The following is a 21,010-nucleotide window of genomic DNA, read 5'->3' as shown; positions in this document are numbered from 1 at the left end:
CATAGCGTCATGGCCATGGACAACACCAACCGCACAGACAGCACCACTTGGGAAGCCCGCAAGCGTCGCCGCACCGCCCGCCGAAGGGTGACGGCCGCGGCCGTGGTGGTCCTCGCCGCACTCGGCACCGCACCGGTCGCCGCCCAACAGCCCGCCGACGCCACCGGAGTGTCGTCCCGCTCGGCCGAGGCGCACGGCAGAGGCACCCTGCTGGACATCACCCCCGTGGCCGACCTCGACCGTGCCGATGTCGCACGCTTCCTGGTCTCCGGAGGGATGGACACCGACACCGTCCGGCACGGCCTGCGCGCCTACCGCCTCACCTACCGCACCATCACGCCCCAGGGCGCACCCACCACCGCCACCGGCCTCCTCGCGCTCCCCAAAGGCGGCCCGCACCGCCTGGACCTGGTCTCCGACACCCACGGCACGATGGCCCACCGCGACTACGCACCCTCCGTCGGCGAGGACTTCGGCCGCTTCGCGCCCTACCTCCACGCCTCCGCGGGCCGCGCCGTCGCCGCCCCCGACTACCTGGGCCTCGGCAAGGGCCCGGGCCGCCACCCGTACATGGACACGAAGTCCTCCGTCACCGCCTCCGTCGACATGCTGCGGGCCTCCCGCACCGCCGCGCTGCGCCTGGACCGCCCGCTCACCGGCGACGTGTACGCCAGCGGCTTCTCCCAGGGCGGCCAGGTCGCGATGGCGCTGGGCAGGGCCCTCGACAACGGCGTCGACCGGCACTTCCGGCTCCGCGCCCTCGCGCCTGTCTCGGGCCCGTACGACATCGAGCACGCCGAAATGCCCGCCCTGTTCGACGGCAGGGTCAACGACATCAGCGGCATCTTCTACATGTCCTACTTCCTCACCGCGCAGAACAGGCTCCACCCGCTGTACAAGGACCCCTCGGAGGCGTTCCGGGAGCCGTACGCGGGAATCGTCGACGACCTCTTCGACACCAACCACACCGAGGAGCAGATCATCCCGGCGCTGCCCGCGACGCTGAAGGAACTGCTCACCGACGACTACTACCGGCAGGTCCAGCACCCCACCGGCGCTCTCCTGGCCGCGGTACGCGCCCAGGACGGCACTTGTGCCTGGAAGCCGGACGTCCCCGTACGCCTCTACTCCTCGTCCGGCGACGCCGACGTGCCGATCGCCAACGCCCGTGACTGCGCCTCCGATCTGGCCGCGCACGGCGTCGCCGCACCGGTGGTCGACCAGGGTTCGACCGACCACAACGCGACGTACATGAAGTCGGGGCCGCAGATCGTGCGGTGGTTCGACGCGGTCGCCGCGCGGTCCTGAACCCGAGGGCGGCGAGGGCGCTGCCGGTCGGATCCATGCCGCCGCGGCGAGGGGCGGACGTGCCGCTCAGTACGGCACGTGGGTGGGAAAGGTGGCGGTGGGGCCGAACAGGGTGGCGTATCCCTCTTCGTGCTGGCGGCGATGGCGCCCGGACCGGGGAACCTCGGGGACCGGGGTCGAGAGCGTGAGCCGTCCGTCGTTGGCGAGCTCCTGGACGCGCGTCAGCAGTGCCCGTACGTCCAGGCCGAGTTCGGCGGCGACCGTCTGTACGTCGAGACCGGACTCCCAGCTCCACAGCAGCACGGAGTCCATGCTGGGCGACCAGAAGACGGGGCTGTCCACCTCGGCGGGCGGCACCGGGAGAGGGACCGGGGCCGGGACCGGTGGCGTATCCGGTGATGCGGCGAGCGGGGCGACGAGCGGTGCGACGGGCGCCTCTTCACGCGGATGCGGTACGGGGGCCTCGGGTACGGAAGGGGGTTCGTCCGCCACCGCCCGCACCGCTTGAACGGGCCGGTTCAGGAGCTCCTCGGCGAGGGACCGCGCGTCACCGCGGCCCACCGTACGTCGTGCCAATCGCACTTCGCGCTCGTTCAGGCCCATCAAGTCCGCGATCGAGCCGTCGTCGCCGACCGTGACGGCGAACGCCGCGAGCATCCTGCTCCGCTCTGCCTGCGCCTCGTCGAGCAACGCCTGTGCCAGGCGCATGCGTTCGTCGCTGGCGCAAAAAGCTTCCGCCAGAACAGTGTTCCGATCCCAGAATTCACGAGGTTCCACGTACGTGACAACGCTTCGGAGGCCGACGGACACGGACAGCGGGCCAAAAAGCGCCTAAATGGACCAACGAGTAATTAAGATCGCCAAGTTATATGAAATTGTCCATTTGCTGGGGGCCGGTACCCGGTCCGGCGACTACTACCCCGCTTCGTCGAGGACCGAGGGCCTGTGGGAGTCCTCACTCGCCGGGGGCGTCGAATGTGACCCGGGCCTCGAAGGCGGCGCGGCGCGTGGCCCGGCGCAGCGCCTTCAGCAGCGTCGCGCCGATGGTCAGGGTCAGCACCACGGTGAGCACGGCCCGGCCGAGGTCCCAGCCGAGCGACGTGGCCGTGCAATAGGCGAGGAAGCGGACGAGGTTCTGCGGCAGCGGGTCCCCCGGGTGGAAGGAGATCCCCGAGCCGAGTCCTGGCACGATCGTCCAGCCGTACAGGTTCATCACCGTGCCGTACGCGAACGCCGCCACGAACCCGTACACCGCGAGCATCAGCAGCTCGGCCCGTCCGCGCAGCCGGTCCGGGCCCGGCAGCAGGCCCGCGCCCATCGCGAACCAGCCCATCGACAGCATCTGGAACGGCATCCACGGCCCCACCCCACCGGTGAGCAGCGCGGACGCGAACATCGTCACCGAGCCCAGCACGAAGCCGAAGCCGGGCCCCAGCACCCGGCCGCTCAGCACCATCAGGAAGAACATCGGTTCCAGCCCCGCCGTGCCCGCGCCCAGCGGGCGCAGCGCGGCGCCGACCGCGGCCAGTACCCCCAGCATCGCCACGGCCTTCGCGTCGAGGCCGGAGTCCGCGATCATCGCGACGACCACGCCGACCAGCAGCGGCAGCAGCGCGGCGAACAGCCACGGCGCGTCCTGGGAGTGCGCCAGGCCGGAGTCGGCACCGGCCAGCAGCGGCCAGCCGAACGCGACCACGCCGATCGCGCTGATGAGGACGAGCGCGGCGATCGCGCGCGGCCCGAGCCGTACCGGCCGCGTCCGGTTCCCGCTCACGACGCGGCTCCCAGCGCGCCGCGCACCTGCGCCACGGTCAGCCACTCCTGCGGGGCGAGGATCTTCGCGGTCTGCGGGGCGAAGGCCGGCGAGGAGACCACCACCTGCCGGGTCTCCCCGTCCGCGACGGTCTCCCCGTCGGCGAGTATCACCACCCGGTGCGCCAGCTCGGCGGCGAGCTCGACGTCGTGCGTGGCCAGGACGATCGCATGGCCCTCGGCCGCGAGGCCGCGGAGCACCCCGACCAGCCGGGCCTTCGCCGCGTAGTCCAGGCCGCGGGTCGGCTCGTCCAGGAGCAGCAGCGGGGGCCTCGCGGTCAGCACGACGGCCAGGGCGAGCGCGAGGCGCTGGCCCTCGGAAAGATCACGGGGATGGGCGTCGTCCGGCACGCCGGGCAGCAGCTCCGAGACCAGGGCTCGGCAGCTGCCCGCGCCGGCGCCCGCGTCGGCGTCGGCCGCGGCGCACTCGGCGGCGACCGTGTCCGCGTACAACAGGTCGCGTGGTTCCTGCGGTACGAGCCCGACCCGGCGCACCATGTCGCGCGGCGGCGTACGGTGCGGGGTCCGGCCGCCGACGAGGACGGTGCCCGTGGTGGGCTCGACCATGCCGACGAGCGTGGCCAGCAGGGTGGATTTGCCCGCACCGTTGCGGCCCATCAGGGCGACGGTCTCGCCGGCCGCGACGGCGAGCGTCACCCGGCGCAGCGCCTCGACGCGCCCGCGCCGTACGCCGAGCCGCTCGACCCGCGCCGGGGCATCGACGACGACCGGCTCGGAAGCGGTGGTGGTGGGTGCGCCGCGGCCCAGCAGCCGGGCGAGCACACCGCGCCGTACGGCGGCGGTGGCAGGGGCGGAGGGCAGCGGGGTCACGGCCGCCCCGGCCGGCACGGGTGACGGGGCGGGCAGCTGTGCCCGCGCCAGCCGCTCGCGCAGGTCCGACGCCCGGCGTCGGGCGTCGCGGACCGAGAGCGGCAGGGGCTCCCAGCCCGCCAGCCGCCCCAGTGCGACGACCGGCGGGTGGACCGGGGAGACGGCCATGATGTCCGCGGGCGCGCCCATGACCGGGGCGGCGCCCGGCGACGGCAGCAGGACGACCTGGTCCGCGTACTGCACCACCCGCTCCAGCCGGTGCTCCGCCATCAGGACCGTCGTGCCCAGGTCGTGCACCAGCCGCTGCAGCACGGCGAGGACCTCCTCGGCCGCCGCCGGGTCCAGCGCGGACGTCGGCTCGTCGAGGACCAGGACCTTCGGGTGCGGGGTGAGGACCGAGCCGATCGCGACCCGCTGCTGCTGGCCGCCCGAGAGCGTGGCGATCGGCCGGTCGCGCAGCCCGGCCAGACCCAGCAGGTCCAGGGTCTCCTCGACCCGCCGCCGCATCACGCCGGGAGCCAGCCCCAGCGACTCCATCCCGTACGCCAGCTCGTCCTCGACCGTGTCGGTGACGAAGTGGGACAGCGGGTCCTGGCCCACCGTGCCGACCAGATCGGCGAGTTCACGTGGTTTGTGGGTACGGGTGTCGCGCCCGCCGACCGTGACCCGGCCGCGCAGCGTACCGCCGGTGAAGTGCGGCACGAGACCGGAAACGGCGCCCAGCAGCGTCGACTTGCCGACCCCGGACGGGCCGACGAGCAGCACCAACTCGCCCTCGGGCACGGTCAGATCGACCCCGCAGAGGGTGGGCCGCTCCGTCCCCTCGTACTGCACCGAGACCTGCTCGAACCGGATCACTCGATCTCCTTGGAACGCGGGGCGCCCGGCGACGGCGGCACGGGCGCCACCACCGCGGGCAGCAGCCCGATCAGCACCGCGGCCGCGGGCCACAGCGGAAGCACCGGCGCGGTCAGCGGTACGACGCCGGGGTGCAGCGCCTCCGCGTCGACACCGCCCGCCCAGATCATCGCCACGGCCACGGCGATTCCCGAACCCGCCACCAGCCAGGCCCGCGCACCCCACCGGTCGGGCCGGTAGCGGGTACGGACCGAGCGGGCCCCGCCGAGCCGCAGTCCGGCCAGCGCGGCGACCAGCCCGGCGACGAGCAGCGGCAGGCCGTACACCGCGCCCTGCGCGGCCAGCAGCCCGTACGTACCCGCGCACACCCCGAGCAGCCCGCCGAGCGTGAGGGCGTTCGTGGTGTGCCGGACGGCGGGCGGGACCTGGGCGCTGCGCCCGTATCCGCGCGCGTCCATCGAGGCCGCCACCGCGACGGACCGCTCCAACGCGCCCTCCAGGACCGGCAGTCCGATCTGGAGGACCGCCTTGATACCGCCGGTCGGGCGGCCCCGCAGCCGCCGTGCGGTGCGCAGCCGCACCACATCGGCGACCATGTTCGGCGCGAACGTCATCGCGACGACGACGGCGACCCCCGCCTCGTACAGCGCACCCGGCAGCGACTTCAGCAGCCGGGCCGGGTTGGCGAGCGAGTTCGCGGCGCCGACGCAGATCAGCAGGGTCGCCAGCTTCGCACCGTCGTACAGCGCGAAGAGCAGCTGCTCGGCGGTGACCCGGCCACCGATCCTGACCCCCTTCGCCCAGTCGGGCAGCGGCACTTCGGGGAGGGTGAACAGCGGATGCGTGCCGGGGATCGGCGAACCGAGGAAGACGGAGAAGACCAGCCGCACACCGACGACGAACAGCCCGATCTTGATGAAGGCCCCGTACGAACGGGCCCACGGCGCGTCCGTACGCCGCGCCGCGACCACATAGCCCGCCACCGCCACCAGCAGTCCGAGCAGCAGCGGATTGGTGGTCCGGGACGCGGCGGTGGCGAGGCCGAGCGCCCACAGCCACCAGGCCCCGGCGGGCAGCGCGTTGCTACGGGTCGCCCCGGGGGCGCGCAGCGGGCGGCGCGGCCGGACCGGGCCGGTGGTCGGGGCGGTCATCCGCGGCGGCGGCGGGCCTGTGCGACCGCGGCTATGCCGAGGACGAGTACGGCGCCGACACCGAGGAGCACCCCGACGGACGGACCGCCACCGGAGTCGCCGGATCCACCGGAGCCGCTGGAGCCGCCGACGGCGGAAGCGGAGGACGCGGCGGACCCGGCGGAAGCGGAGGACCCGGCGGACTCGGCGGGAGCCGCGGATCCGGAGGCGGCGGGCGTCCCGTGCCCGTCGCCCGAGACCTGTTCGCCGCAGCCGGAGCCGGGATAGCCGGATATGGCGCAGAGCAGCGCGGCGCTGCTGTAGCGCAGCGGCTTGGCCACCGAGGCGAGCGCCTCCGCGGTGCTGGCGTCCGGGGCGACCTGCGCGCACGCGGTACGCGACGCGGGCGGCGTCTCGCCGGCCGGGGCGTCCGCCGCCGTGCCCGGGTCGACGACCAGCGCGACCCGCTTGCTGCCGTCCTTGGCCGGGGTGTCCGCGCAGATCTTCGCGAAGTCGGGGGAGTGGCGCGGTTTCGCCGCGTCCTGGGAGTCCTTGCTCACCGCGAAGCGGAAGCCCTGCACCGCGCCGTCGTCCGGCCGGACCAGGGACGGGCCCTGGGTGGCGTACGTCCAGCCGGTGCCGGAGCCCTCCCAGAACGACCAGTACCGGTAGCCCGCCGCCTGGGCCGTCCCCGCGCCGAGCACGGCCAGGACGGCGCTCAGGACCACCAGGAGAGCGGCGGCCCTTCCCGCCCGCCTCACAGCTGCTGGTTCTTCCGGCGGCCGCTGATCAGGAAGCCGGCGCCCGCACCGACGACGAGACCGATGCCGACGTACCACCACACACCGCCGATCACGTCGTCGCCGCTGTGGACCGCGTCCTTCTCCGTCGCCACGTACCCGGTGTCGGCGGCCGGGTCGGGCGTCGTGATGGCCGCGGGCGCGGGACCGGTCGCGTTCAGCCGGTCGACGAGGTTGACGCCGCCGAAGTGGCGGGCGTCGGCGCCGGCCGCGTGCGCGGCCAGGATCAGCTGCGCGTAGGCGGCGGGGCCGCCCTGCTCGGCCCAGGCCCCGGAGTTCTTCTTCAGCCAGGTCATGGCCTTGGTGGTTTCGTCCTGGTGGCCCGCGGCGGACAGCGCGACGACCGCGTCCGCGGTGTTGCCGAAGTCGGGCTGCGGGGTGGAGTCGGGGGCGCCGGGCATCGGCGCCAGGTCGAGGTGACCGCTGGTGGCGAGGGCACCTGCGAGGAAGTGGGCGCCGTTCTGGGCGGCCTGCTCGGGCGTGAGACCGGAGCCGGGATGGCAGCTGGGCGCCTTGGACGAGGTGTTGTTCCCGACGGCCAGGGCCTTGCCCATCGTGCCGAGCACGGCGGCCGCGGTGGCGTCCGCGTTGGCGGCGAGCTTCCCGGCCTTGTCGGGCTGGTAGGCGAAGGCACCGCCGTCCTTGCCGCCGCACGGGATCGCGAGCGCCAGCAGCGGGTCGTAGGGGGTCTTGCCGCCGGGGGTGGTGATGTCACCGAGCCGCTGGCCCTGCCGGGCGAGGGCGCCGATCACCAGCGAGGTGGAGTTGGCGTCGCTGGCCGCGCCCGCGGCGTAGCCCCAGCCGCCGTCCTCGTTCTGCATGGACTTCAGCCAGCGGACCGAGTCGTTCACGGTCTCCCGGTGCCCGCCCACCTCGACGAGCGCCTGGACGGCGGCCGCGGTGGCGTTGGTGTCCAGCATGGTCTTGTCGGTGCACGGCTGGGAGACGTCGGGCCGGTACGCGGCGTAGGCGCCGTTGGAGCACTGCTGGGCGATCAGCCAGTCCACCGCCTTCGCGGCGGGCGTGACGCCCTCGACCCGCTGGGCGAGGAAGGCCAGCGACTGCCGCCAGACACCGTCGTAGGTGGGGTCCTTCGTGCCGTACAGCCCGGACGGCAGGGCGGCGGACGGCGAGGGCGACGGGGACGGCGCTGCGATCGCGACCGGGGCAGCGGCCGCACAGAGCACGGTGGCGGTGGCGGCGAGCGTTGCTGCTCTGCGGCGTACGGTCATGGCGGGCGGGGCCTCTCCTGCGGGGGGATCCGGGCACAGGCACGCTCACGCACCAGGCTCCGGCCCCGTATACCTCGACGGTGCCGACCACCGGGGTTCCGGTGGCCGCGAGCCGGTCACGACCGCAGACAGGGCATTCCGACTCACCGTCCTGGACGACGGTTCACGGCTGCGTGGTCAGTGCCGGATTTGCACCGGCTTCCCCCTGAACGGGCATGATGACGACTCGCACACTCTACCGGGCGGCTCCGGACGGGCTCCGGGCCGGTAGCGGCGCGGGCCCCCGCTGCCGGGTGGTCACACCGTGACGTACGTCCGGTGCGGGCCCTCGTGGCCGGATGGTCACCCCGCGACGTACGTCACGGGGTGGACTTCCTTCGCCGGGTGGTCACACCGCGATGTACGTCACCGGCTCGCTCCCCGCCACCGCCTCCGCGCGCCCCAGCTTCACCAGCCGCCGCAGGTGCGCCTCGGCCTCCGAGACGGCGATGTTCCGCGAACCGTGCGGGATCTGCTCCCAGGGCCGGTTCCACTCCATCCGCTCGGCCAGCTCCCACGGAGTCAGCGGTGTGGCCAGCAGCGCGAGCAGCCCGGTCAGCCGGTCCTCGTGGTGGTCCAGGAGTTCCCGTACGCGCCCCGCGGAATCCGCGAACGCGTACTGATGGGCGGGCAGCACCTCCGCGGCCCCGAGCCCGCCGATGCGCTCCAGCGAGTCGAGGTAGTCGCCGAGGGGGTCGGTGACCGTCGTGTCGTCCGGGTCCTCGTACAGCCCGATGTGCGGGCTGATCCCCGGCAGCAGATGATCGCCCGAGAAGAGCCTCCCCCGCCCCGGCAGATTGCCCGGATGCTCCTCCTCCAGATGCAGACAGACATGGCCGGGCGTGTGCCCCGGCGTCCAGATGGCCCGCAGCGTGCGCCCCGCCAGATCGAGGAGCTCCCCGGGGACGATCTCCCGGTCCGGAAGCGCGGCCCGCAGCCCCGGCAGGGTCCGCATCCGCCCCCCGTCCGCCGCGGCGGCCCGCAACGGCGCGAGATGCTCCTCGGGCGCACCGACCGCGGTGAGCTTCGCCACCAGGTACTTCAGCCAGGTGCCCGGTTCCGACTCCCGGGTCCGGCGCACGATCGCCGCGTCCGCCGCGTGCATGGCGATCCAGGCCCCGGACGCCTCACGGACCTGCCCGGACAGCCCGTGGTGATCGGGGTGGTGGTGGGTGATGACCACCCCGTGGATGTCACCGACACCCGTCCCGACGGCGTCGAGCCCGGCGGTGAGCGTGTCCCACGCCTCCGGATCGTCCCAGCCCGTGTCGATCAGGACCGGCCCGCGATCGGTGTCGAGGACGTGCACGAGGGTGTGGCCGAGTGGATTGTCCGGGATGGGGACCTTGATGCTGTGCACGCCCCCGCCGTGGTCGGTCACCTGCGCGGTCACCTGTGTCATGGGCCCCATCTCTCTCTCGGCGGCGTGCAGTTGTGGTACGCCGCGCCCACTGTAACCAGAACTTGTTTCAGTAGTAGCCGGTCGACTGTCCGCGGGCGGTGCGCACCCGTCGTGCGCCGGGGGCGGTGAGGGGCGATCCGTTGTGCCCGGGCGGGCTTCGTCACGGCCGTGGACTCCTGGAACTGGAACTGGTATCAGTTCTGACACAGAGTCAGACAATGAGTCGGGTAACGTGCCGGGCCGCGGGAGGCAGCAGCCATGACCGAGCTTGTCGAACACGGAAAACTTTTCATCGGCGGGGAGTTGGTCGATCCGCTGGGCCGGGATGTCATCGAGGTCATCTCCCCGCACACCGAACAGGTCATCGGCCGGGTGCCGCATGCCTGCGAGGGGGACGTGGACCGGGCCGTCGCCGCCGCCCGACGGGCGTTCGACGAGGGGCCCTGGCCGCGGATGACCGTGGACGAGCGGATCGCGGTGGTCACCCGGATCAAGGACGCGTTCGCCGCGCGGTACGAGGAGATCGCCCGGGTCATCAGTACGGAGAACGGCACCCCGTACACGTCGAGTGTCATGGTGCAGGCGCTCGCCGCGATGATGGTGTGGGACGCGGCGATCACCGTCGCCCGCGGCTTCTCGTACGAGGAGCGCCGGAACGGGGCGCTCGGGCCGCTGCTCGTGCGCCGGGAGCCGGTCGGGGTGGTCGCGGCCGTGGTGCCGTGGAACGTCCCGCAGTTCACCGCCGCCGCCAAACTCGCACCCGCGCTGCTGGCCGGCTGCTCCGCCGTGCTCAAGGTCTCGCCCGAATCCCCCCTGGACGCCTACATCCTGGCCGAGATCGTCGCCGAGGCGGGGCTGCCGGAGGGGGTGCTGTCGATCCTGCCGGCCGACCGCGAGGTCAGCGAGTACCTGGTCGGGCATCCCGGCGTCGACAAGGTGTCGTTCACCGGGTCCGTGGCCGCGGGACGCCGGGTGATGGAGGTCGCCTCCCGCAATCTCACCCGCGTCACGCTGGAACTGGGCGGCAAGTCCGCCGCCGTGATCCTCCCGGACGCCGACCTGGACGCGGCCGTCGCGGGCATCGTCCCCTTCGCCTGGATGATCAACGGCCAGGCGTGTGTGGCCCAGACCCGCATCCTCGTGCCGCGTTCCCGCTACGACGAGACGGCCGAGGCGTTCGCCGCCGCGGCGGGTGCGCTGAAGGTCGGCGACCCGCTCGACCCCGCCACCGAACTCGGCCCCCTCGTCGCGCGACGCCAGCAGCAGCGCTCGCTCGACTACATCCGGATCGGCCAGGACGAGGGCGCCAAGATCCTTACCGGCGGCGGCCGTCCGGCCTCCCAGGAGCGGGGCTGGTACGTCGAGCCGACCCTCTTCGGCGACGTCGACAACTCCATGCGCGTCGCCCGCGAGGAGATCTTCGGCCCGGTCATCTGCCTCCTGCCGTACGGCGACGAGGACGAGGCCGTACGGATCGCCAACGACTCCGACTACGGCCTCAGCGGCAGCGTCTGGACCGCAGACACCGAGCGCGGCATCGACGTCGCCCGCCGGGTCAGGACGGGCACGTACAGCGTGAACACCTTCAGCCTCGACATGCTCGGCCCCTTCGGCGGCTACAAGAACTCGGGCCTGGGACGGGAGTTCGGCCCCGAGGGATACGCCGAGTACTTCGAGCACAAGATGATCCACCTGCCGGCCGGATACGAGGGGGCGTGATGGGGGACCGCTGGAACGTCGAGGTCGACCGCGGGGTCTGCATCGGCTCCGGGATGTGCGTGAACCAGGCACCGGGCGGATTCACGCTGGACTCCGCCCGGCAGTCCCACCCGTCGGCCCCGGAGACCGACGCCAACGAGACGATCCTCGCCGCGGCCGAAGGGTGCCCGGTCGAGGCGATCACGATCACGCTGATCGGCTCGGGGGAGGCCGTCTTCCCGCCGGAGGAGTAGGCGCAGGAGTGGACGGGGGCGGCGACGGGCCGGAAGTCGATGCACTGACGGCCGGCCCGGTGCAGGACCAGGCGCGGGATCTCCGCGGAACAGGCCCGGCATGCCGCCACCACGACCCACCAGCCCGCCCTGGCGCGTGCTGCCGATGACGCGTTCATCCACGCCATGCATGTCAGCGCGGTCTGGACCATGCTGATCGCACCCTCCGGAACAGTCCTGTTGGTGACCGCCTTGCGTCCTGCTCAAAAGCCGATGAAGCCGGAACCAGAGCCGGTCCTGCCGCGCAGTTGCCTGCGTGGCGCTTAGAAGATGCAGCCCTCTCCAGGTCACCGACCGTGTCGCTGGTCGGCAGTGTTCACTGCCCTGCCACCCGGCGATGACGTCATGAGGGTCGTGCGTGCGCTGCATTCCACCCTGAACTGACCGGTCCCGGGTCGTCCATCCGGTCGGATGACGGGTGGGTGACCCAGCCGTGTCGTCCGCAAGACCGTGCGCCGGTGCATCGGCCGCCGGGGCGGGCACGGCGTCCGTACGCCTTCGAAGGATCCGCCCCACCATGCCCGGAGCCCGGACAGCGGGGGGCGGCGCACCATCGTGAGCAGCGCCCAGACCCCCGGATAGACGGGAACCAGAACGGCGGGAAGGTGCCGGCGGGCCAGCCACACCCGGTTGCGTGCAACGTTCCGGTAGTAGGTCGCATGGCGGGCCGGGGAGGTCCGGGGGTGCCGGAGAACCAGGTCGGCCCGGTATCGACGGGGCGATCACCCATCGTGAGAATCACATTGCCAAGCGTGGGAGCTGTGGAAACGGGGGGTTTCCTGGGCATGATGCCGAGCCTGACCTCGAATCTTCGTGACGAGCCGCCAGGTGAACCGGTGGTCCGTCACGAAAGATCGAGGCCAAGCAGCGCAGAAGGTACCGCTCGGCCCCACGCCGCGGAAGCGTTCGCACCTGAACGTGTCGCCGGACTGGGCACCAAGCATTTCCATGCATCATGAGTTGTCCGATCTTGATCCGCAGCTGTCCTGAAGCCGGTCGCTGCGTTGGGCGGTCTGCGCTGTCGCCGGTGCCCACTTACGTTCAACGGCCCAGCATCCTGGGGGGAAGCCTCGAAGCGTTCCCAGGTCCCCGGATCGCTCCGGCCGTCTGCAGAAGGAACAATGCGATGGATCCTGATACGCGGACCAGGGCCGCACTCGAGGAACACTGGCGGGCATCGGAACGCGGGGATACCGAAACCGAGCACGCCATCTACGCTGCGGACGCGATCCTCGACTACCCCCAGTCAGGTGAACGATTCCGGGGCCGAGCGACGATTTCGGCGCAACGTGGCGGGCACCCGGCCAGTCGGCACTTCACCGTGCAACGGATCGTCGGCAGCGGGGATCTGTGGGTGAGCGAGTGCGTCATCACGTACGACGGGGTGCCCAGCTACTCGGTGAGCATTATGGAATTTGCCCACGGGCACGTGGTGCACGAGACGCAGTACTTCGCGGACGCCTTCGGTGCGCCTGAATGGCGGACAGCACTCGCGGAGCCGATGCCGGGCAGGAATATCGCCAGGGCCTGACCCACCATCGAAGTGGCCGACGTCCTGGCTCGGGACGTGGCCTGGCTCTGGAGGTCGTTCATGGCGTAGGTGCCGGCGGCGTGGGCGTGATGGTTACCTGGTTGCCGTCCGGGCCGACGTGGACCGTGACGGCGTTCGGCAGGTGCACGTTGGTGGCCGAGAGGTAGACGGTGTCCGAGGCCGGGTCGAAGTAGAGCTCTGCGGAGTCGGCGCGCACCAGGCTCTCGTCGAGCACTCTGCTGTGCACCCACTGCGCCCCCGCCGGTACGAACTCGGTGAGTTCGGTGGGAATGGAGATGCTTTCGGGCTCGGTCCCGACGGCCGCCGGCTGCATCTGCGTGGACGCCGTCAGGGCGGCCACCGAGCCAGGGGCGAGCTTCATGAGGGCACTGACGTGGTGGTCCGTAGGGCCGGGCACTCGACTGTCCGCGCCGGGGGCCTTTTGCTGCCAGTGCGCCGAGACGATCCGACCGAGCTTCGGCAGGCGCGTGGCCAGCGGCTCGGTGTCCGTGTCGATCTCGGGGGCCTTCGAGGGCTTGGCCTTCGCGTCGGCGGCGGGTCCGACCGCGCAGCCTGTGGCCACAGCTGCCGCCAGCAGGAGCGCGCTTACCCGTACAAGAGATCTCTTATGATCCGTCACTGCTTCCCCCACCGTGCTCAGGATCTGCTATTCCATCACGCGGCCTGTGAGGGGCAACCGGTTCGCTCCCAGAGCCTGCCGGGGCGGACGGCGACCCTGCTGTTCGAGCTGCGACCGTGGAGTAGGGCGATGTGCGCTCGGACGTGAACCGGACGTCGTTCTCGGCCTCTTGTGGGTTACGGCGATTCCGGCCTCCTGGTTGTGCGGTGAGCGGGCCGCCTCCCTTGCGAACCAAGGGGGTGGAAATGCCCAAACAGCGATTTTTGGATTATCTCTGTAGCCAATCGGTATATCTGGGTGTTTGGGTGACCCTGCCGAGTAGCAAGTTCCCTCTGCAACGTTCGAGGTGAAGGGGACACGAACATGGCTGACTGGAAGAACATCTCCGGTGGTCTCACCACGATCTCCGTCGGGTCCAGGACTCATGTCTGGGGTGTGAATTCCCTGGGCCAGATCTACCGGTACACCGGGCACGACTCCAATCCCTGGGTGGGTATCCCAGGCCGGGCGGTGGACATCGGTGCAGCTGCCGATGGCACCGTCTACCACGTCAACTCCGCTGGTGCCATCTATCGTTACACCGGGGACCAGGGTTCCACGGACTGGGTTCCCGTCTCCGGTGGTCTCACCCGGATCTCCGTCGGGTCGAGGACTCATGTCTGGGGTGTGAACTCCCTGGGCCAGATCTACCGGTACACCGGGCACGACTCCAATCCCTGGGTGGGTATCCCCGGTAAGGCGGTGGACATCGGCGTAGCCGCCGACGGCACCGTCTACCACGTCAACTCCGACGGAGCCATCTACCGTTACACCGGGGACCAGGGTTCCACGGACTGGGTTCCCGTCTCCGGTGGTCTCACCCGGATCTCCGTCGGGTCGAGGACTCATGTCTGGGGTGTGAATTCCCTGGGCCAGATCTACCGGTACACCGGGCACGACTCCAATCCCTGGGTGGGCATCCCCGGTAAGGCGGTGGACATCGGCGTAGCCGCCGACGGCACCGTCTACCACGTCAACTCCGACGGAGCCATCTACCGCTACACCGGAGACCAGCCGAGCTGAGCTCGGACAGCAGCTCCGAGGGGCCCATGTCCGGATCGCATGGGTCCCGCCTCCTTTCCACCGGGCACTGTCACACCGCACCGTCCGGAACGGCACCGATCCGGTGGGCGCGACGAAGGGTGCCGAACTCCGGCGCAGGACGAATGAGTCGACCCTCGGCGGACCGGGCGCCGCTCAGGTCGCGCACCTGGTGTCCGCGATCACGAAATGACCCGCCGGTGATTCCCGCAGCGTGTGGGTGACGAAGACGTTGTACAGGCCCATGTTCTCGTTCGAGCCGTTCGCGTACGTGTATCCGCCCGTGGTGTGCGCCCTCCCCGCCGTGACGTGCGCGTAGTTGGTCGCCGTGAAGCACTGGGCGGGCGTACCGCCGGTCGTGGTCGCCGTCACCTGGGGCGAGGCCGTTCCGGGTGTGCCCGAACCGTCGACCGCCGTCACCGTGTACTGGTAGGCCGTACCGGCGGTGAGGCCCGTGTCCGTGTAGGTCGTGGAGGAGGGGGAGGCGACCTTCGTACCGTTGCGGTGGACCGTGTACGAGGCCGCGCCCGGGACCGCGTTCCAGGACAGGGAGGCGCTGTTCGCCGTGACGGCGGTGACCCGCAGGCCGGACGGGGCGGGGAGTTGGTCACCGCCGCCCGGTGTGCCCTGGCCCTGGTCCAGGCCCCAGAAGACGCCCGTGTAGTACGTCGAGCAGATGGTGTTCAGGAAGTACGCCGCCGTGCTCCCGCACTGGTCGGTGCCGGAGCCGGGGCCGACGGCGAGGCCGTGGCCCATGCCGGAGATGGAGTACGTCGCCACGGCGGGCTTCCCGGTGGCGTCGTTGTAGACGCTGCGGGTCGTGTTCCCGGGGAGGGTGTCCGTGGACGACGGGGTCTGACCGATGCCCCAGACGTCCGTCCACTGGTCGCGCAGGGCCGTGGCGTTGGCGGGATACACGGTGTAGTCGGAGGTGCCCTGCCAGATCGCCACGCGGGGCCAGGGGCCGGAGTATCCGGGATAGGAGCCGCGCACCTTGTCGCCCCACTGCGCGGCCGTCAGCTTCTGCGGGCCCGTCTGGCAGCCGGACGCGGCCGACTGGCTCGTCGCGCACTGGGCGGGCAGGCCCGACGCCACGGAGCCGCCCGCGAACACGTCCGGGTACGCGGCCAGCAGGTCGGCCGTCATCCCGCCGCCCGCCGACAGGCCGGTGACGTACACCCGGCGCGCGTCCGAGCCGTACTGCTGCCTCGCGTACTCCACCATCTGCACGATCGAGGCGGCCTCGCCCTTGCCCCTGGTGTCCTCGGCCGGGTCGAACCAGCCGAAGCAGGACAGGGCGTTGTTGGCCGACGTGGTCTGCGGGAAGACCACGGCGAAGCCCCACAGATCGGCGTACTTCGGCCAGCCCGAATGGGTGTAGTAGGCGTCGGCGGTCTGCGTGCAGCCGTGCAGGGCGATCACCAGCGGCGCGTTCGCGGGCAGACCCGCGGGAGCGTACTCGTACATCTGCAGATTGCCCGGGTTGGTACCGAAGCCGGTCACCTGCTCCAGGCCACCGGCGGCAGCGGCCGGCCGCGCCGCCGCCACGGTGCTCAGCGTCGCCGCGACGAGTGCGAGAGCGGCCGTGGAGGCGACGCGCCGGAACAGGCGTCGCAGGATCGATGAGCGCACGGGGGCCTCCCTGTTCGGAACGTGCGGGCGTGCGGACTGTTGCCGGAACCTACGAGTCCGGGCCGCCCCGGCCCATGGGGCGGGCTGACATCCCTCGGGCCCCGCTATGTGCGGCGTCGCCCTTGCGCCGCGAGCACCGGTGGGCAGCCGGCGTTGACATCGAGTGCGCTCGAAGACGCAGACTCCCGGTCAGCTACGCCCGGCCTCCTCAGACTTCGCCCCTCGTCGCGAGTTCCTGTCGCACCCGTGCCGCGGCGCCGACCGGTACGGCGTCGGCCCCCAGGGCGGCCCTGACCAGCCGGACAGGGTGGCCGCTGACCGGCGGGTCGGCGGCCAGTGACGTCAGGATGAGGGGTTCCAACAGGGGCCAGGCGCGGCTGACCCCGCCGCCGACCACCACCGTGGTGATGTCCACGACGCCAGCTGTCATCACGATCGCCTGGGCGATCCCGGCACCGGCGGCCCGGTACACCGCGAGGGCGTCCTGGTCACCGTGGTCGGCGGCCTGCGCGACCTCGCGGGCGGTCAGCCGGCGGCCGGTGCGGTCCGCGTAACGGGCGCCGATGGAACGGCCGGACGCCAGGGTCTCCAGATGGCCCCGGCCGCCGCACGAGCAGAGCAGATCACCGAAGCCGGGGATGTGCCCGATCTCGCCGGCCGCGCCGTGCGGACCGGCGAACAGCGCGCCGCCGGTCCACAGCGCGCCGCCGACCCCGGTGCCCAGCGTCATCCCGAGGACGTCCGACTCGCCGCGCACGGCGCCGCCGGACACCTCCCCGCAGAGGAAGGCGTTGACGTCGTTGTCCAGGAACGCCGGGACGCCCAGCGCCTCCTCGACGGCGTCCGTCACCGCGAAGCCGGCCCAGCCGGCGAAGGAGTCGCTGGCCACCAGGATGCGGCCGGTGGCGGAGTCCACCAAACCGGCCGCGCCGACCCCGCAGCCGACGAGCCGGCCGGGGGTGCGCTCCAGCAGCGGGGCCAGCGCGCCCAGGGCCGCGCCGATCATGGCCCGGCCGCCGTCGGCCGCCGGGGTAGCCACCTCCGCGCGGTCCAGTACGGTCAGGTCCTCGGCGCAGACCACCACCTGGGTCGTGGTGCCGCCGATGTCCACTCCGGCGAAGAGCGTACGGTCACGGAAGCTCATACCTGGGCCTCCGTCCGGCCGGCCGCGAGGGTGGCCAGACGTTCGGCTCTGCGGCCGCGCTGGATCACCGGGTCGGGCACCGGCACGGCGGCCAGCAGCCGGCGGGTGTAGTCGGTCTCCGGGTGCAGCAGGGTTGCCCCGGTGGGGCCCTGCTCCTCGATCCGGCCGGCCCGCATCACCGCGACGCGCTGCGCGAAGTGCTGTACGACGGCCAGGTCGTGGGAGACGAAGAGACAGGCGAAGCCCAGCTCGTGCTGGAGCTCGGAGATCACTTCGAGCACCGCCTCCTGCACGCTCACGTCGAGCGCGCTGGTGGGCTCGTCGGCGACCAGCAGCCGGGGCTCCAGGACCAGGGCGCGGGCCAGGCTGACCCGCTGGCGCTGACCTCCGGACAGCTCCCGGGGGGTGCGCCGGGCCAGTTCACGCGGCAGCCGGACCCGTTCGAGGACGGCGGCGACCTTGCTCTGGCGGTCCTTGGCGGAGAGCTCGCGGCGGTGCACCCTGAGCGGCTCGGCGACGCATTCGCCGACCGTCATCCGGGCGTCCAGCGAGGCCACCGGGTCCTGGAGGACCACGCCGATACCGGCCCGCAGCGCCCGGCGGGCCCGGGACCGGGTGCGGCCCAGGTCGGTGCCGAACAGCGAGACGGTGCCGGAACTCGGCGGGATCAGACCGAGCGCGACCCGGGACGCGGTGGACTTTCCGGAGCCCGACTCGCCCACCAGGCCCAGGGTCTCTCCGGCGTGGACGGCGAGCGAGACCCCGTCCAGGGCGCGTACGGCGCCCTTGCCATGGCCGAACACCACGGAGATGTCGTGGAGTTCGACCACCGGGTCGGTGTCCGGGCGGGCGGCGGCAGTCGGTGCGGCCGGCCGGCCCTCCTCGGCGACCGACAGCCGGGGGACGGCGGCGAGCAGCCGCTCGGTGTACTCGTGGGACGGGCGGAGCAGTACGTCCTCGACCGGTCCGGTCTCCACGATCTCGCCGTGGTACATCACGGCGACCCGGTCGGCGAAGTCCGCGACCACGCCCATGTTGTGGGTGACCAGCAGGACACCGGTGCCGGTCTCGACGGCGAGCCGGCGCAGCAGGTCGAGGATCTCGGCCTGCACCGTGACGTCCAGCGCGGTGGTCGGCTCGTCGGCGATCAGCAGGGCCGGTTCGTTGGCGATGGCCATGGCGATGACCACCCGCTGGCGCTGTCCGCCGGAGAGCTGGAAGGGGTAGGCGGTGGCCCGCCTCTCCGGCTCCGGGATGCCGACCTTGCGGAGGAGTTCGACGGCTTCGGCGGCGGCCTCCTTGGCGGACACCTTGCGGTGGTTGCGGATCACCTCGGCGATCTGCCTGCCGATCCGGGTCAGCGGGTCGAGCGCGGTGGCCGGTTCCTGGAACACCATGGAGACGGTCCGGCCGCGCAGCGCCGCCAGCTCGGCCTCGCGGGCACCGACCACCTGGTGGCCGGCGATGGTGGCGCTGCCGGTGGCACGGGCGTTGCCGGCCAGCAGGCCCGTCGCGGCCAGCGCGATGGTGGACTTGCCGGAACCCGACTCGCCGACCAGGGCGAGCGTCTCGCCGGGGCGGACGTGCAGGGAGACACCCCGGACGGCCGGCACCTCGCCGGTCTCGGTGGTGAAGACGACACCGAGGTCGTCGAGTTCGAGAATCGGCCCGGCCTGCGGGGCGGCGGAGCCCTGGGTGGCGGTCATCCGCGTCCCCTCACATCGAATGCGTCGCGGAGTCCGTCCCCGATCGCGTTGAACGCCCACACCACCAGGATGATGGCCAGGCCCGGCGGCAGGATGAGCCACCAGTAGCCGGAGTAGGCGGCGGTGAGACCGGCCGAGAGCATGCCGCCCCAGTCGGTGGCCGGCGGCTGGACGCCCAGGCCCAGGTAGGAGACGTAGGCGACCAGCAGGATGGCGTCGGCGATCTGGAAGGTGGCCGCGACGATGATGGTCGAGACCGAGTTCGGCAGGATGTGCCGGGTGATCGCCCGGGCGTGCGTCCCGCCGATGGCCCGCAGGGTCAGGACGTAGTCGCGGTTCTTCAGGGAGAGCGTCTCGGCCCTGATCAGCCGGGACGGCACCAGCCAGGAGACGAAGCCCAGGAGGACGATCAGTCCGGTCAGGCCCGGGGTGGTGATGGCGGAGACCACCAGCAGGATGAAGAGCGCCGGGATGGCGATCCCCGCGTCCACGATCCGCATCATGACCGCGTCGACCCAGCCGCCCGCGTAGCCGGCGACGGCGCCCCACAGGGTGCCGATCACGGTGGCCAGGATGCCTGCGGCGAGGCCGACGATCAGCGACACCTTGCCGCCGTACATCAGCCGGCCCAGCTCGTCGTGGCCGACCGCGTCGGTGCCGAGCCAGTGCGAGCCGCTGGGGGCGAGGTTGACCTGCTGGAGCATCGTGTGGGTCTGGTCGGTGGAGTACACCAGCGGACCGGCGAAGCAGAGCAGGAAGAAGAGGACCACGACGCCGAGCCCGACCACGGCGAGCCGGTTGCGCAGGAAGCGCCGGACGGCGAGCCGGGCGCCGGACGCCGTGGCGGCGGCGGTGGCCGTGCCGGGCGCCTGGCCCGGCTGGATGACGGCGCTCATGCCCGGCCTGCCTTCACTCGGGGGTCGATGATCCGCTGGACGATGTCGGCGAGCAGCGTGCCGACCACCGTGGCGGCCGCGATGACCAGCACGCAGCCCAGCAGCACCGGGTAGTCGGAGGACTGCGCGGCGGTCCAGAAGAGCAGCCCCATACCGGGGTAGTTGAAGAGCTGCTCGACCACCAGGGCGCCGCCGAACAGCACCGGTACGTAGTAGCCGAGCATGGCGACCACCGGCGTCAGCGAGTTGCGGAACACATGCCGCCAGAGGATGGCGCGGGAGCGGGAACCGCCGGCCCGTGCCGTCCTGACGTAGTCCTCGGAGAGGTTCTCCAGGGTGGCCGCCCGCATGTAGCGGCTGAACACCGCGATCATCGAGGCGGCACCGGCGATGACCGGCAGCACCAGCGCCTGCGGTTCGGAGAACACCTGGGCGAGCGTGTCCCCCTGCGGGGCCTGGGACGGGAACCAAGGCAGCACCTGGCTGAACACCAGTACCAGGATCAGCCCGAGGAAGTACACGGGCGTGGAGTAGGCGATGAAGCTCAGCGTGGTGATGACGTAGTCGATCGGCTTGTTGCGCCGGACGGCCTGCCACATGCCCAGCGGGATGGCCAGCACGAGGCCGACGATCGCCGACAGGGCGGTGAGGACCAGGGTCTTGGCCAGCCGCTCGGTGATGAGCTGGGAGACCGGCTCATTGAGGGTGTAGGAGGTGCCGAGGTCGCCGTGCAGCAGCTGGTTCAGGTAGTAGAAGTACTGCACGGGAAGTGGCTTGTCGAGGCCCTGCTCGTGGTTGAAGGACGCGATCTGCTGCGCCGTGGCCTGCGGGCCGAGGATCCCGCGAGCGGGACCCCCGGGCAGGGCGTGCAGCAGACCGAAGACCACGATCGTCACGATGACGATCACCACGACGGCTTGGAGGACTCGCCTGATCAGGTACGAGGAAGTACTCATGTGCTTTCCGGTCGCTTCGGCT

General features: G+C 71.8%; 18 protein-coding genes, 1 pseudogene and 1 riboswitch. Of the genes and pseudogenes, 5 read left to right on the top strand and 14 right to left on the bottom strand.

Features of this window, described 5'->3' with window-relative positions:
• Positions 1-9: 9 nt before the first annotated feature.
• On the top strand, positions 10-1,308 hold the full coding sequence (locus OG306_RS10955) for an alpha/beta hydrolase (RefSeq protein WP_266752158.1): 1,299 nt from the start codon (positions 10-12) through the stop codon (positions 1,306-1,308).
• Between the two features lie 66 nt (positions 1,309-1,374).
• Here the strand turns inward: OG306_RS10955 and OG306_RS10950 are convergent, their stop codons facing one another.
• The 7 genes from OG306_RS10950 to OG306_RS10920 form a co-directional block, all read right to left on the bottom strand.
• Positions 1,375-2,016: a hypothetical protein gene (locus tag OG306_RS10950; RefSeq protein ID WP_266745913.1), complete on the bottom strand. Its 642-nt coding sequence runs from the start codon at positions 2,014-2,016 to the stop codon at positions 1,375-1,377.
• A gap of 247 nt (positions 2,017-2,263) precedes the next feature.
• Positions 2,264-3,082, bottom strand: coding sequence for an ECF transporter S component (locus tag OG306_RS10945; protein ID WP_266745912.1), 819 nt, complete (start codon positions 3,080-3,082; stop codon positions 2,264-2,266).
• Complete coding sequence (locus OG306_RS10940; RefSeq protein WP_327259336.1) at positions 3,079-4,809, bottom strand: ABC transporter ATP-binding protein; 1,731 nt, start codon at positions 4,807-4,809, stop codon at positions 3,079-3,081. Before OG306_RS10940 ends, OG306_RS10945 begins: the two co-directional genes overlap by 4 nt.
• Positions 4,806-5,960, bottom strand: coding sequence for an energy-coupling factor transporter transmembrane component T (locus OG306_RS10935; RefSeq protein ID WP_327259680.1), 1,155 nt, complete (start codon positions 5,958-5,960; stop codon positions 4,806-4,808). The genes OG306_RS10940 and OG306_RS10935 overlap by 4 nt, the downstream gene beginning before the upstream one ends.
• Positions 5,957-6,700, bottom strand: coding sequence for an SCO2322 family protein (locus OG306_RS10930; protein WP_371665250.1), 744 nt, complete (start codon positions 6,698-6,700; stop codon positions 5,957-5,959). The genes OG306_RS10935 and OG306_RS10930 overlap by 4 nt, the downstream gene beginning before the upstream one ends.
• On the bottom strand, positions 6,697-7,971 hold the full coding sequence (locus tag OG306_RS10925) for a prenyltransferase/squalene oxidase repeat-containing protein (protein WP_327259337.1): 1,275 nt from the start codon (positions 7,969-7,971) through the stop codon (positions 6,697-6,699). The genes OG306_RS10930 and OG306_RS10925 overlap by 4 nt, the downstream gene beginning before the upstream one ends.
• A gap of 131 nt (positions 7,972-8,102) precedes the next feature.
• Positions 8,103-8,176, bottom strand: a riboswitch (cobalamin riboswitch).
• A gap of 183 nt (positions 8,177-8,359) precedes the next feature.
• The gene (locus OG306_RS10920) at positions 8,360-9,412 is read right to left on the bottom strand and encodes an MBL fold metallo-hydrolase (RefSeq protein WP_266745907.1); all 1,053 of its coding nucleotides are present in this window, start codon (positions 9,410-9,412) and stop codon (positions 8,360-8,362) included.
• A gap of 258 nt (positions 9,413-9,670) precedes the next feature.
• Between OG306_RS10920 and OG306_RS10915 the strand changes: the two genes are divergently transcribed.
• Positions 9,671-11,131: an aldehyde dehydrogenase gene (locus tag OG306_RS10915; RefSeq protein WP_266745906.1), complete on the top strand. Its 1,461-nt coding sequence runs from the start codon at positions 9,671-9,673 to the stop codon at positions 11,129-11,131.
• Positions 11,131-11,364, top strand: coding sequence for a ferredoxin (locus OG306_RS10910; protein ID WP_266745905.1), 234 nt, complete (start codon positions 11,131-11,133; stop codon positions 11,362-11,364). The genes OG306_RS10915 and OG306_RS10910 overlap by 1 nt, the downstream gene beginning before the upstream one ends.
• A gap of 449 nt (positions 11,365-11,813) precedes the next feature.
• Here OG306_RS10910 and OG306_RS10905 read toward each other — a convergent pair.
• Positions 11,814-12,113 (bottom strand): annotated as a pseudogene (locus tag OG306_RS10905) (glycosyltransferase family 2 protein); the annotation flags it as partial.
• A 416-nt stretch (positions 12,114-12,529) separates the two neighbouring features.
• On the opposite strand from OG306_RS10905, the gene OG306_RS10900 reads away from it, so the two are divergent.
• Positions 12,530-12,934, top strand: coding sequence for a nuclear transport factor 2 family protein (locus OG306_RS10900; RefSeq protein ID WP_266745904.1), 405 nt, complete (start codon positions 12,530-12,532; stop codon positions 12,932-12,934).
• A gap of 58 nt (positions 12,935-12,992) precedes the next feature.
• Here OG306_RS10900 and OG306_RS10895 read toward each other — a convergent pair whose 3' ends face one another.
• On the bottom strand, positions 12,993-13,574 hold the full coding sequence (locus tag OG306_RS10895) for a hypothetical protein (RefSeq protein WP_371665249.1): 582 nt from the start codon (positions 13,572-13,574) through the stop codon (positions 12,993-12,995).
• 363 nt (positions 13,575-13,937) lie between these two features.
• Between OG306_RS10895 and OG306_RS10890 the strand changes: the two genes are divergently transcribed.
• A complete protein-coding gene (locus OG306_RS10890; RefSeq protein ID WP_266745902.1) occupies positions 13,938-14,636 on the top strand; it encodes a tectonin domain-containing protein in 699 nt (232 codons plus the stop codon).
• Positions 14,637-14,810: 174 nt separating this feature from the next.
• Here the strand turns inward: OG306_RS10890 and OG306_RS10885 are convergent, their stop codons facing one another.
• The 5 genes from OG306_RS10885 to OG306_RS10865 form a co-directional block, all read right to left on the bottom strand.
• Positions 14,811-16,286, bottom strand: a complete 1,476-nt coding sequence (locus OG306_RS10885; protein WP_371665248.1) for an extracellular catalytic domain type 1 short-chain-length polyhydroxyalkanoate depolymerase — start codon at positions 16,284-16,286, stop codon at positions 14,811-14,813.
• A gap of 208 nt (positions 16,287-16,494) precedes the next feature.
• Entirely contained in the window at positions 16,495-17,430 is a 936-nt protein-coding gene (locus OG306_RS10880) for an ROK family protein (RefSeq protein ID WP_327349889.1), read from the bottom strand.
• On the bottom strand, positions 17,427-19,136 hold the full coding sequence (locus tag OG306_RS10875; RefSeq protein ID WP_266906836.1) for a dipeptide ABC transporter ATP-binding protein: 1,710 nt from the start codon (positions 19,134-19,136) through the stop codon (positions 17,427-17,429). Before OG306_RS10875 ends, OG306_RS10880 begins: the two co-directional genes overlap by 4 nt.
• Entirely contained in the window at positions 19,133-20,032 is a 900-nt protein-coding gene (locus tag OG306_RS10870; RefSeq protein ID WP_266745898.1) for an ABC transporter permease, read from the bottom strand. The genes OG306_RS10875 and OG306_RS10870 overlap by 4 nt, the downstream gene beginning before the upstream one ends.
• Positions 20,029-20,988 (bottom strand): ABC transporter permease, encoded by a 960-nt coding sequence (locus OG306_RS10865; protein ID WP_266745897.1) that lies wholly within the window; start codon positions 20,986-20,988, stop codon positions 20,029-20,031. The genes OG306_RS10870 and OG306_RS10865 overlap by 4 nt, the downstream gene beginning before the upstream one ends.
• Positions 20,989-21,010 lie beyond the last annotated feature (22 nt).

The sequence above is a fragment of the Streptomyces sp. NBC_01241 genome (genome assembly GCF_041435435.1).
In the GTDB taxonomy this organism is placed as follows: Bacteria; Actinomycetota; Actinomycetes; order Streptomycetales; family Streptomycetaceae; genus Streptomyces.
The sequence above is the reverse complement of the archived record's forward strand: the minus strand, read 5'-3'. Positions and strand labels throughout refer to the sequence as shown.